Origin of the sequence: Coleofasciculus sp. E2-BRE-01 (assembly GCF_040221695.1) — a bacterium.
Taxonomy (GTDB): domain Bacteria; phylum Cyanobacteriota; class Cyanobacteriia; order Cyanobacteriales; family Coleofasciculaceae; genus Coleofasciculus.
Genome location: NZ_JAVKEA010000168.1, coordinates 1 through 9642, shown reverse-complemented (window position 1 = coordinate 9642; position 9642 = coordinate 1). Strand labels below are relative to the sequence as shown.

General features: G+C 46.4%; 9 protein-coding genes and 1 pseudogene. 3 read left to right on the top strand and 7 right to left on the bottom strand.

Annotated features, from left to right (window positions below):
- The 3 genes and pseudogenes from RIG66_RS20690 to RIG66_RS20680 form a co-directional block, all read right to left on the bottom strand.
- Positions 1-1031, bottom strand: a pseudogene (locus RIG66_RS20690) (hypothetical protein); the annotation flags it as partial.
- A 463-nt stretch (positions 1032-1494) separates the two neighbouring features.
- Positions 1495-2097, bottom strand: coding sequence for a Uma2 family endonuclease (locus RIG66_RS20685; RefSeq protein WP_446380628.1), 603 nt, complete (start codon positions 2095-2097; stop codon positions 1495-1497).
- Between the two features lie 234 nt (positions 2098-2331).
- The gene (locus tag RIG66_RS20680; protein WP_446380627.1) at positions 2332-3264 is read right to left on the bottom strand and encodes a hypothetical protein; all 933 of its coding nucleotides are present in this window, start codon (positions 3262-3264) and stop codon (positions 2332-2334) included.
- A 788-nt stretch (positions 3265-4052) separates the two neighbouring features.
- On the opposite strand from RIG66_RS20680, the gene RIG66_RS20675 reads away from it, so the two are divergent.
- Both RIG66_RS20675 and RIG66_RS20670 read left to right on the top strand, forming a co-directional pair.
- Complete coding sequence (locus tag RIG66_RS20675) at positions 4053-4307, top strand: UPF0175 family protein (RefSeq protein WP_446380626.1); 255 nt, start codon at positions 4053-4055, stop codon at positions 4305-4307.
- The gene (locus tag RIG66_RS20670; protein WP_446380625.1) at positions 4300-4809 is read left to right on the top strand and encodes a DUF3368 domain-containing protein; all 510 of its coding nucleotides are present in this window, start codon (positions 4300-4302) and stop codon (positions 4807-4809) included. The genes RIG66_RS20675 and RIG66_RS20670 overlap by 8 nt, the downstream gene beginning before the upstream one ends.
- A gap of 13 nt (positions 4810-4822) precedes the next feature.
- Here RIG66_RS20670 and RIG66_RS20665 read toward each other — a convergent pair whose 3' ends face one another.
- The 3 genes from RIG66_RS20665 to RIG66_RS20655 all read right to left on the bottom strand — a co-directional run bounded on the left by RIG66_RS20665 (position 4823) and on the right by RIG66_RS20655 (position 8874).
- A complete protein-coding gene (locus tag RIG66_RS20665) occupies positions 4823-6547 on the bottom strand; it encodes a flavin reductase (protein WP_446380624.1) in 1725 nt (574 codons plus the stop codon).
- Positions 6548-6736: 189 nt separating this feature from the next.
- The gene (locus tag RIG66_RS20660) at positions 6737-7114 is read right to left on the bottom strand and encodes a GxxExxY protein (RefSeq protein WP_446380623.1); all 378 of its coding nucleotides are present in this window, start codon (positions 7112-7114) and stop codon (positions 6737-6739) included.
- Positions 7115-7155: 41 nt separating this feature from the next.
- On the bottom strand, positions 7156-8874 hold the full coding sequence (locus RIG66_RS20655; RefSeq protein ID WP_446380622.1) for a diflavin flavoprotein: 1719 nt from the start codon (positions 8872-8874) through the stop codon (positions 7156-7158).
- A gap of 228 nt (positions 8875-9102) precedes the next feature.
- Between RIG66_RS20655 and RIG66_RS20650 the strand changes: the two genes are divergently transcribed.
- Entirely contained in the window at positions 9103-9291 is a 189-nt protein-coding gene (locus tag RIG66_RS20650) for an S-layer homology domain-containing protein (protein WP_446380621.1), read from the top strand.
- A 12-nt stretch (positions 9292-9303) separates the two neighbouring features.
- On the opposite strand, the gene RIG66_RS20645 is transcribed toward RIG66_RS20650, so the two are convergent.
- On the bottom strand, positions 9304-9642 hold a 339-nt coding region (locus RIG66_RS20645), incomplete at its 5' end, for a transposase (RefSeq protein ID WP_446380620.1).

The following is a 9642-nucleotide window of genomic DNA, read 5'->3' as shown; positions in this document are numbered from 1 at the left end:
TGTTGCCCGTCGGGACTGATGGCTACTGCATTTACCCAGGTGGTATGTCCAGTGAGGCTAAATTTTTCCACTCCTTTGTCTAAATCCCAGACTTTCAGAGTTTTATCCCTTGAAGCCGAAACAACTTGTTGTCCGTCGGGGCTTATGGCTACTGCACTTACCCAGTCAGTATGTCCAGTGAGGGTAAATTGTTCTACTCCTTTGTCTAAATCCCAGACTTTCAGGGTGTTATCCCTTGAAGCCGAAACAATCTGTTGCCCGTCGGGGCTGATGGTTACTGCACTTACCCAGTCGGTATGTCCAGTGAGGATGAATTGTTCTACTCCTTTGTCCAAATCCCAGACTTTCAGAGTGTTATCCGATGAAGCGGAAACAACTTGTTGCCCGTCAGGGCTTACGGCTACTGCATTTACCAAGTCAGTATGTCCAGTGAGGGTGCATTTTTCCATGTCCTTTTGCAAATCCCAGACTTTTAGGGTGTTATCCGATGAAGCGGAAACCACCTGTTGCCCGTCGGGGCTTATGGCTACTGCATCTACCCAGTCGGTATGTCCGTTGAGGGTACGCCGTAACGGTGTACCAGGGGGTGTAAAGCTGGAAGTTAAAGGACGTAACCAGGGCTTGTTTTGCTGCTTGACTTGCGCCAAGAGTGCCTGAATTCCTAGCAATTCAAACGCCATCAACCGCCCCCACAATTGTCCGGCTAGCTGGGTTTTGTCAGCGGCTAAGATATGTGCTGATAGCCGCATCGTTTCTTCAATTAAGGTGAGGGTTTTGGCTGGGGCGGGGAGTTCGTCTCCTAGCTTTTCCTGGAACGGACAGGGAGTAATATTTCCCACGAATTCATAATCCTGAATCAGCGCCTGCACGCCCAGTGCTTCTAATTTCGCCTCAATAAAATCAAAATCAGTTAGCAAACGATACAATCGCTCAAACTGTCCCGCTTCACCAAAATGAGTGGGTAGGGTTTCTAAGGTATAGAGTCGCTTTTCCGGTGACATTGTTGCGAGTTTTTGCTTTAATTCACCCATGACTATCTTGGTTGGAAGTATATCTGGAAGTGGAGAGACGAGGACAAAAGAGAGAAGAGTGTAACAGTAACTCACGGAATTGAGTCGTTTAGATCCCCCTGAATCCCCCTTAAAAAGGGGGACTTTGATACCAGTGGTTGTTAAGTTCGTGAGGTAGATTATTGGTTATTTTATCCATTGTCGCTGATTAATTATCCTTTTTCTGTAATTTAGGTATACCTTATAAACCTGTAATATGCTGTAATTTATTGTTCTCCTGTACCATAAAAACGAAGCATCCTCTGGCTTCCCCCCTGCAAAAAAAGCGAAGCAACATCTGGTCTCCCCCTTTTTAAGGGGGACGGAAGGGGGATCTCAAGGGAAGAGGAGGATCTCAAGGGAAGAGGGGGATCTATAAAAGAAGAGGAGGATCGGCACAACAGTTGATGGATCAATAATAACAAACTGAACAGGTGAGTTAATATCAACCTCCAGAATTAATCACCCTCTCACTGGTTAAATCCAAATCCGGTAGCATCGGTGAAATAATCTGCTGATTACCCTGAAAAACCCGCTCCTCATAAAGCCTTTCTACCCACTCTAGCACTGTAACCCGTTGTTGTATTGGGTTGACCCTGAGCGAAGCCGAAGGGTCAACAATCCAATATTCGGCAATCCCCCGCGCTGCATATTCAGAACGTTTATACCGATAATCTCGGTCTGCATTTTCTCGTCCCGGTGATACTACCTCAACCACTAACTGAGGCGGGGGCATATCAATAATTATTGTAGACCGACTTGCCCCCTCTAACGCCGTTGTTAGTTCCTCAGAAAGTACCATTAAATCGGGTAAGCGCGTTGTTGCCCGTGAACCACTCACCACAATTTCCGCCCCAATTCGCAAGCGATAGGAGGGAATTCCTTGTTGGAGAAAATGGCTCAGTAAAAACATGACAATTCGTTGGTTTAAATCGCTTTCTGGTGGCATAACGATTAATTCCCCATTAACCAGTTCATACTGGGTATCTGTCCCGTCGTTATAGTTTAGATACTCCTCAAGCGTCATTTTCTTGGATGTGATGGTCATGATTGCTGTGTCTCCTAAAAAGCTTATTGAACACCCGCCCGGAGTTCAAACTCCGGGCTAATAGCTCAAGTCAGCTAAAGCTGACTTAATATGGATTTTAGTCCACTTTAGTGGACTTTCGCTTTTGGTTCCTTGGGTTTGAACCTAAGGCGGTTGGTGAGACTTGAGTTTAGCGCTAACTTATAGTGGGAGATTCGAGCGTTTATGGCGCTAAAGCGCAACTACAAACTTTAATTACAATCCTAATCCCTCGGCTAAATTATCGGCAATTAAGGTATTAATATCTCGAATCGTTATCCCCGCCTTTTTAACTATCTCCTTACGATGGAGAAAATCCTGGAAACTGGCATGATAAATACTGTAGCGGGTTTGTCCTTCAATCTGTTCCTCCCGTAAAAATTGATCCCATTCATCCAAGACTTCCTGCACGGTTAATGCATCTTCTCCGGCAAATTGGGAAATCAGTAACGATGAGACAGGTTTCCGGGCTTCTGCTAAAACATAGACGATTTTAATCTTAGTTCGCGGTAAGGGTTTAGCTGTCATCCCCATGCGTTGCCAATGCTGGTAATAATATTGCTGTAAGCCTTGGGGTAAGTTGGCAAGATTTAAATCCTGATACGCGCCAGACTCGATATCTTCGAGGACATAGCGCAAATACATGAAGTTGCGATCGCTCTTTTGTGCCAGAGTGGTGATAAAGGTGGCTGTGTCTTGTCCCTGATTCTCTACCCACTGGTGTAATGAGGGCTTTTTCTGAACCTGTTGCTCAATATAACGCTGTACATCTTGTAAACTTTCTGCCCCATACTCCATTAAATTAAATAGGTAGGGCTTATTCACCGTTAATGGAACATAAGTTTGGCGTTTTGTCAAGATAAAATAAACGCCATTGGGTAAAGACTGGGGGAGATAGAGAACATTCGCCCCATCTGTTTGACTCTTCATCTCCACCTCATCCAACGCATCCACTGCAATCACGATGGGGGAATGGTGAGGGGCTATTTCGGTTAACAGTCGCGCTAAGAAATTGCCATCGCGGGTATTCTCTGGATGCAAGGGCAAATCGTAGGATAACTGATAGCGTTCAATTAACTGACGGCAAACACTCTTGAGGAAATCATCAGCGCGATTGATGCCTTGCGATCGCACATTAAAGTATGCCACACATCCGGTCTGTCGCACATATTCGGCTAATATGGCACTTTTGCCGACACCGGGATCAGCTTCAATAATAAAATAACCATTGGGCTGTTGCTGTAAGAAGTCCTGAATCGCCCGAAATACAAACTCCCGCCCGACAAATCCTTCTGTCTTCTCCGCAATCAGGGATTGAAACTGAAGCGGAACCGCCGGATGTGTGGATAACTGGTTATGGATACGTTCTAACCAGCCTTTAATGGGTCTTCCGGACTTAGTGGGCTAAACTATCAGCTTTAATGAACCAGGAAGCTTGCCACACAATGATTGCCGCTTTTCACCGCCTCAAAACTCTTTTGAAATCCGGGTAAAATTGGTTAAAGCTATTGCTGTCCCATGTTCCGGCAAATCAAACTAACAATTTAGCACACTAACTACGGAAGACCCCAAAACTTATGCCGACACACTACTGATGGATGTAAAGGTGCGTTACGCTTCGCTAACACACCCTACTGGCGTGGCACACCTAAAATGGTAGATTAGAATTGTAGGGGCGCAAGGCTTGCGCCCAGTTTAAACGTCAAATCTATTCCACAATTTTAGCTGTGTCAGTCCACTACAAATAGAGGCTTTGCGTAAGTCCTATTCTAATCGTGCAATGAATACATTCCCTAGCAATTGCCCAAAGGGATGGGATATGGCATAAAATTCGGGAAAATTGGTATTAGTATTAAGAAAACACAATTGGCGTCGAACGGGAATCATCCTTTAATACTAGAGAAATCCCTTTGCATCCCCCTATTCAAGACAATACTATGTCACACCAACTCACAATTAGCTACCCAGAAACCTTTCCTGATGCCCTGCAACAAACTAAAGAACAGTTTGAACAAGAGGCAAAATGGGCAATGGCAGTCAAACTCTTTGAAATGAAACGCTTATCGTCTGGTATGGCTGCTGCATTAGTTGGCATCGATAGAGTCTCATTCCTGCTTTCTTTACATCGGTATGGTGTGCCGATGATTGACCTCACCGAAGCCGAATTATTATCAGATTTAGAAAATGCCTGAACCTGAACGGATTGTCATCAACACCGCACCCCTAATTGCGATTGTGGCAGCATTAGGGGATTTAACTGTTTTGCAATCTCTCTACACCCAGGTATTGGTTCCCTTTGAAGTCTGCCAAGAAATCCTTGTCGGTGGTTCTAGCGGTTTTGCTGTTATGGAATTTGAAGCGGCAAGTTGGCTACAAAAACAGCCAACTCCGCTAACGATTTCCCCATTACTTATCAATTCACTCGACAGAGGTGAAGCCGCAGTCATTCAGTTAGCCATGAATGAAAACATCCAAACTGTCTGTATTGATGAAGTCGCGGGTAGGCGAATTGCCAGATTAAGTGGACTGTCCGTTACGGGTTCGATTGGTATTTTGCTGCGTGCTAAACGGGAAGGCTACCCCTTATCAATACAGCAAGCAATTTCTCAAATGCTCAACCGAGGAATTCGATTGAGTTCTACTGTGATTAATTTTGCTCTCTTACAAGCCAATGAAGATGACTCGGAATGCTAACCATCCCCCTGCACTAATAATGCGTCCCTGACTTGCGATGATGCACCGCTGTTACCCCATCCGATAACACCTTGCCATTCGTCACCACCCCATAAATCAACCAATGATCCCCACATTCCATCCGATTATCCACCGTACATTCCACATACGCCAAAGCATCGCTAAGAATCGGACAACCATTGTCAGCATCCTCCGTCGCCACCCCCGCAAATCTGTCTTCCCCCGGGGAAAAGGGTTTGAGGAAATGCTTCATTAACCCCAAATGTTTCCCTTCCTCTAAAATATTCACCACAAATTGATCACCCTGATACAATAACGACTCAATCGCCCGATCTTTCGCCACCGCGATGGTTAAACCCGGTGGAGTAAACGTGGCTTGGGAAATCCAATCTGCCAACATCGCCCCTGTTAGTTCTCCCTGCTTCGCGGTAATAATACAAAGTGACCCAATTAACCGCCCCACAGCCTGTTCGGTACGGGCAACTTGGGCATCACTGACAGGTTGGCGGGATGTGCGGGATTTCTTGGCTTTCTTCAAGGCTTGGGCAAAATCTGTTCCCGCTTCTTCGGCGTATTTTAGTGTGGTTTCCGTGGGCTTAAATTTAACTCGAATTGTCTCAAAGCCAAACTTATACCCCGCATCCTTAAACTTATTTTCAATCAAGTCAATCGCTTCACCACTCCAGCCAAACGACCCAAAAACCCCCGCCAGTTTAGTTTTCGTTGCTGTGGATAAAACAATCCCCAAAGCGGTTTGAATCTGGGTCGGTGCATGACCCCCTAAGGTAGGAGAACCCATGACAAACCCCTCGGCTTTCTCCACGGCGGCGCGAATCTCTTCCGGGTCAGCGATTTCGCAGTTAATGGATTCTACACCAACTCCAGCCTTGGTAATCCCCCGTGCGATCGCCTGGGCAACCGTGCCAGTATTCCCATAAGCTGAAGCATACAACAGAGCAACGCTTATGTCTTGGGTTTTTTGACGTTCACACCATTGGCGATAGGATTGGGTCAGGGGAATTAAGCTATAGCGTACCAATTGCCCATGACCTGTGGCATAAAGCCTTGCTTGCACCTCCTCTATCTTATCCAGCGCCTTTTCTACCTGTCGCGCATGGGGTGCCATGACACAATCGAAATAATAGCGGCGGTGTTCGCTAATTGTTGTCCAGCCTTCATCCATTACTTGGTCACCACACAGATGGGCGCCAAATAACTTATCGGTAAATAGAACTTCAGTGTGCGGGTCGTAGGTACAAAGGGCATCGGGCCAACGGGGATTAGGGGTGGGGATAAATTGCAGATGATGACCCTTACCTAAATCCAGGGTTTCATCCCCCCGTACCACCGTTATTTTTAAATCCGGTGCATCTAAGATACCACGCAGCGCGATCGCACCAGGATTGGAACAGACAAATTGAATCTGAGGGGCGAGTTCGAGTAAGGCTTTTAGGGTAACGCCTCGGTTGGGATTAACGTGACCGAGGATGACATAATCGATTTGTTTGGGGTCAATCCGGCGTTGAAGTTCCGTTAAAAAGATTTCGGTGAAGGATTCGCCCGGAGGGTCAATCAGGGCAATTTTATCCGCTTGAATCAGATAGGAATTGGCGGTAGTGCCGCGTTGTAGGGCGTATTCGATTTCAAATTTGAGTCTATCCCACGTTCGGGAACGGAGAACGGTGGTGTCGGAGGCGATGGGAAGGACTTGAACGTCGCGAGGGGTAGGAGAGTTCATGGTTTAGTGCGTGGTAGATTGGTGAATGGTTTTTTTTAACGCAGAGGGACGCAGAGGGAAGCGCAGAGGTTCGCAGAGGGGGTTAGAGGTGATTGACGACTCGTTTGAGGTTCATGGTTTGGGGTGGTTGGTGAATGTTTTTTTAACGCAGAGGGACGCAGAGGGAAGCGCAGAGGTTCGCAGAGGGGGTTAGAGGTGATTGACGACTCGTTTGATGTCGTCTTTGAGATGGATGACGTTGAAGTTTATTAGGAGTCCGAGTTTATGGTGGGAGAGTTTTAGGTAGGTTAGGAGTTGGGCGGTATGGATGGGATGCAGGGCGTCAACGGCTTTGAGTTCAACCATGACTTTGTTTTCGACGAGTAAATCGACTCGATATCCACATTCAAGACGAATCTCTTCATAAACTAACGGTAATGGTTTCTGGGGTTCAAAGTTTAAGCCGGCTTTGTTGAGTTTATACCTCAAACAGGCTTCGTAGGCTGACTCCAATAAACCCGGTCCTAACGCCGTGTGTACCTTCATCGCCAACCCAATAACTTTTCCCGACACCTCATTCTCAGTCATCCTCTGCGAACCTCTGCGTTGACCTCTGCGTCCTCTGCGTTTTAATAATAATTCCCCACTTTACGATGGTGAACCGCCGTCAACGCATCCGCCTTAGACACTCGTCCAGCGTCAACAGAGGCGTAGACAATCCAATGGTCACTCAACTCCATGCGACTTTCCACCTTACATTCCACATAAGCCAACGCATCGGTGAGAATTGGTGATCCATTTGTCGCTGTTTGCGTTTTCACCCCTTCAAACCGATCGGCACCTGGGGGAAACCGCTTGAGGAAGTGCTTCATTAATGCCTGATAATTCCCCTCTTCTAGAATATTTAGCACAAAGCGATCGCTAACTTGCATTAACGACTCAATCGCCCGATCTTTCGCCACCGCAATAGTTAAGCCGAGAGGTTTGAAGCTGGCTTGGGATACCCAGGAGGCTAACATGGCACTCTTAATGTCACCTTTTTGGGCGGTAATAATATAAAGTCCGCCACTGATCCGTCCTAGGGCTTTGTCGAGATCACTATCCAGGGATTTCCGTTGCTTAATTTCGCGATCGCGAGTAAGAAGTTGCCCCATATCGGTTCCGGCTTCTTCGCAGAGTTGATAGGTGGCTTCGGTTGGGGTTTCTTTGACCCGAATCGCGGCAAATCCTTCTTTGAGTCCCAGGTTGCGGAATTGACTCAGTAGGGGATCAATGGGTTCGTCATCTCCGCCATAGGATTCAAACAAACCCACCGTTTGCTTGGATTTTACGGCAGCGAGGATGGTACTCACGGCGGCGGTGGCGGCTTTATTGGAGGCGGGAGGCATGGCGATCGCGATTCCCCCGGCGCGACTGACGGTTTCTTGGACTTCTTGTGGATCAGCCGATTTTAAGTCCATCATTTCTACACCCACCCCAGTTTTGGTAATTCCTCGGGCAATGGCTTGGGAAAGGCGATCGCTATAACCGTAATCGGACACATAAAACACAACCACGGAGGTTTCGGCTTTTGCCTGGGCTTTACTCCAGCGCCGATACCGATCTACCCATTCGCCGACATGATGCAATAATAGGGGACCATGACCCGTGGCGACAGTGGTTACGTCTCCCAGTTTATCCATCCGTTTCAGGGCGGAGAGAACGGAACGGGCATTGGGTGCCATTAAGCAGTCGTAGTAGAAGCGAAAGTCGGCTTCTATGGCACTCATGTCTTCGTCGTAGGTGCTATCGGAACAGTAATGCAGACCAAAGGCATCACAGGTAAACATGACTTGGGTTCCGGCATCGTAGCTGAAGATGGTGTCGGGCCAATGCAGGTTGGGGGCATTGACAAATTCCAAGACATGACCTTTACCTAAGTCCAGTTGATCACCGTTTTTGACAATTTGCCGTTTGAAGGGGTGATGCACCAAGTCTTCCAGGAATTGAATTGCCACTTTTGATCCCACGACGGTAATCTCTGGTGCGAGTTGGACGATATCCTTGACTAAGCCACTGTGATCGGGTTCCGTGTGGCTAATAATCAGATAATCAATCTGGCTGGGGTCAATCAACCCTTTGAGAGTATCTAAGTAAAGTTCACGAAACTTTTCATGGGAGGTATCCACCAGGGCAATTTTCTCACCCCGAATCAGGAACGAGTTATAGGTGGTGCCGTTTTGCAGCCCAAACTCAATATCGAAGCGATCGCGATCCCAGTCTAAGGAACGGATCGCCGTTGTATCTGGCGCGATTTCGCCCGTCTGCATGGTTAAGCGCTTCTGGGTGCGATCGGTGAGTACTACCATGGATGTTGACTCCTGTATCAGCAACGTTTATTAAAACGATTTATATTTTCTTCATTTTTACACGATCAACCCCAGGGGCTTTATCAGAAATCCTTATAGGTGTTGAGTATAAATACCCATCACGGCTTTTGAGTGAGTCGGATTAACTGCACCAAACCGTCATCATAGAGAATAGGTAGAGTGTAGACAATTCTGCTTGTATTGATACTTGTATTAACCGAAAATTCTATGAACCAGGCTGAACAGTGTATTCAAGGACTGACTCAACAAGGAGTAGTCAGTGGTTATCCGGATCAAACCTTTCGACCGGATAATGTGATTACTCGCGCTGAATATGCGGCGATGATTGACCAAGCATTTCCGAATACCTCCTTAGAACGAAATGCGATTAATTTTCAAGATGTCTCAGCCTCGTAAGCTGTTATGCATTTAAACTGTGATAAGAGCATTACCCTTATTTTTCAGTTTACGTCCCCAGTTAATAACTAGCTTGTCTTCATTTAAAAGTTGATTCAACAAAGATTTTAACTCTTCAATGGATTCAAAAAGCCGATTGGCAATATATTCTTTCGTTGAATGCCAGACTAATTCAATTAAGTTATAATCTGGACTATATTCGGGCAAATGTTCAAGATGAATATTGGGCATTTCAGATTCAATCTTATTAATATACTCTTGTTTTTTATGAAAGCTGGCGTTGTCTAATATAATAACAATTTTGGCTCCCTTTTCGGTAAAGTCTTCTTTTTTATTCCCGGCTTCTACCCA